The 2,717-nt window shown below is 70.6% G+C and carries 3 protein-coding genes; 1 reads left to right on the forward strand and 2 read right to left on the reverse strand.

The window, feature by feature from the left end; genetic code table 11:
• Positions 1 to 810: TerC/Alx family metal homeostasis membrane protein (locus ACXJKL_RS18885; protein WP_457208542.1), on the forward strand; the 810-nt coding region annotated here is incomplete at its 5' end.
• A gap of 43 nt (positions 811 to 853) precedes the next feature.
• Here ACXJKL_RS18885 and ACXJKL_RS18890 read toward each other — a convergent pair.
• Both ACXJKL_RS18890 and ACXJKL_RS18895 read right to left on the reverse strand, forming a co-directional pair.
• Complete coding sequence (locus ACXJKL_RS18890) at positions 854 to 2,266, reverse strand: serine/threonine-protein kinase (protein ID WP_457208543.1); 1,413 nt, start codon at positions 2,264 to 2,266, stop codon at positions 854 to 856.
• Positions 2,263 to 2,717 (reverse strand): FHA domain-containing protein (locus ACXJKL_RS18895; RefSeq protein WP_457208544.1); only part of this gene is annotated, 455 nt, incomplete at its 5' end. The genes ACXJKL_RS18895 and ACXJKL_RS18890, both read right to left, overlap by 4 nt.

The following is a 2,717-nucleotide window of genomic DNA, read 5'->3' on the forward strand; positions in this document are numbered from 1 at the left end:
CTGGTGGAGTACTCGTTGTCGATCGACAACCTGTTCATCTTCATCATCATCATGAGCAAGTTCGCGGTGCCGCGTGAGCTGCAGCAGTACGCGCTCATGGTGGGCATCGTGATGGCACTCGTCATGCGCGCGATCTTCATCTTCGTCGGCGCCGCGGCCATCAACAACTTCAGCTGGGTCTTCTACATCTTCGGCCTCTTCCTGATCTACACGGCCGTCAAGCTGGCCAAGGAGGGCGCGGAGGACGAGGACGACGAGTTCGAGGAGAACCGCCTCGTCGAGTGGGTGGAGAAGCGCTTCCCCGCCACCAAGGAGTGGCACGGTCGGAGCATCTTCACGCACGAGAACGGCAAGCGCCTCATCACGCCCTTGTTCATCGTGATCATCACCCTCGGCACCACCGACCTGCTCTTCGCCCTGGACTCCATCCCGGCGATCTTCGGCATCACCAAGGAGCCCTACCTGGTGCTCACGGCGAACATCTTCGCGCTCATGGGCCTGCGTCAGCTCTACTTCCTCATCGGTGGCCTGCTGCAGCGCCTGATCTACCTGTCCTACGGCCTCGCGTTCCTGCTGGCCTTCATCGGCGTCAAGCTGATCCTGCACGCGATGCACGAGAACGAGCTGCCCTTCATCAACGGCGGCGAGCCCATCCCGTGGGCCCCGGACATCCCGATCTGGCTGTCGTTGGTGGTGATCGTGGCCACCCTCGCCGTGACGGCCGTGGTCTCGCTGTGGGCGTCGAACCGGATGTCCGCGACGGAGCAGGACGCCGCCACGGGTCCGCGCCGCGACTGGGAGGACGACTGACCGCGCTGCCTCGGCCCACCCGTTGAGGAACGTCCCCGTCGGCTCAGCCGGCGGGGACGCACTCGTTGCTGGCGGGCGACTCGTCGCCGCCACGCACGAGGCGCACCTCGACGCAGACCTCGTCCGGGCTGCGTACGAGCACCTGGTTGCGCTCCGTGCGCTCGACGGTCCCGGAGTCGAGGCGCTGCCACACCCAGGTGTCACCCGGCTCGAGCCCGTCGCGCGTCTGCCAGCGGAAGACGACCCCGTCCGGGGTGCGGGTGCCCGTGACGGACGGGGCGGAGTCGAGGACCTGGGGGATGAGGTCGGAGGGGGTGGACGGCGCCGGTGCCGGCGTACGGGCCTCGGGGTCGTCCGGCCGCTCGCCGCCCTGCAGCAGCAGCGCTCCGACGGCCCCGGCGACGACGACGACGCCGGCCACGGCCCACACCGCCCCGGCGACGCCGCGCGGTCGTGCCTGCTCCGCGGCCTCCTGCTCGGCCTGCGCCGAGGCGATCCGGCGCGGACCGGACGCGGAGATGACGGTGACGGCCTTCATGACCGTCCGGTCCTCCTCCGGCTCCGGGGCGACCGTGCGCACCGAGGAGTCGGGACGGTCACCCTCGACGGCCACCGCCGTGCGCGGCCATCCCGCGGCGGACTCGATCTGCTGGAGGCTGCGAGCCAGCTCCAGGGCGCTCTGGGGTCGATGCGCAGGCTGCTTGGCTAGGCACTGCTGGAGCAGCCGGTCCAGGGCCGGGGGCACGTCGGGACGCTGGGTGGCCGGGGCGGCGGCGTGCAGGATGCGGGCGCTGAGGGCTCGGGTGGAGTTGTCGCCCGACGGGATCGAGAAGGGGGAGCGGCCCACCAGGAGGTGCCAGATCGTGGCCCCCAGGGAGTAGACGTCCGAGGCCACCGACCCGTTGGAGCGGCCGTCCAGCAGCTCGGGGGGCGACCACGGGTAGGAGATCCGGACGTCGCTCTCGCCCTCGATGTCGGCCATGTGACCAGCGATGCCGAAGTCGGTGAGCGCGGGCTCGTGGTACGTCGTCACGAGCACGTTGCTCGGCTTGATGTCGCGGTGCAGGATGCCGGAGCGGTGCGCGGTCTCGATCGCGCTGGCCAGCTTGATCCCCGTCGACACGGCGTCGACCACGGGCATCGGGTTGGACCGCACCCGGATGCCGAGGTCCGGCGGCGGGCAGTAGCGCATCACCAGGTAGGGGCGGCCGCCGTCCTGGGTCACGCCGGCGGTGATCACCGAGACGATGTAGGGGTGGTCGGCGAGCCGTGCCATGGCGTTGGCCTCGGCGGTGAAGAGATGCTTCTCGCGGTCGTTGAGGGGGACGTCGGGCCGCACGACCTTGACGGCGACGCGCTGTCGCGGCCACTGCTGCTCGTAGAGGAAGACGTCGGCGAACCCGCCGCTGCCGAGGTGCTCCATGAACTGGAACCCCGGGATGACCGGCGCGCTCACGAGTCGGCCACCGTGGCCGCTGCCGGCCCCGACTCGAAGCGCACCTCGTAGACCTCCGCGAGGTCCAGGGAGCTGCCGGGCTCGAGGACGTAGGCCTCGCCGGCACGCATGCGTTCAGGGTCACGTCCAGGCATGGCGAGCATGGTGCCACCTCGCGAGTCGAGGTCGCGGGCGAGCACCTGCCAGCCGTCCAGCTCGATGTGCAGGTGCATGCGGGAGACGAAGGTGTGGTCGGAGGGCAGGTGGACCAGGTGCGGCCAGTCGCTGGTGCCCTTCAGCGGGGCGGGCTTGCGGCCGAGGACGACGCCCCGGTCCAGCGGGACGACCTCGCCCGTGGGCAGGCGCAGGCCGCCGAGCGGCGGACGCGTCACCCGCCGCGGCTCCTGGGGCGCGATGCGCTGGTGGCACACCCGGCACGAGGGCAGCGACGGGGTCGTCAGGTGCCCCTGGG

Source organism: Nocardioides sp. P5_C9_2 (assembly GCF_054049555.1).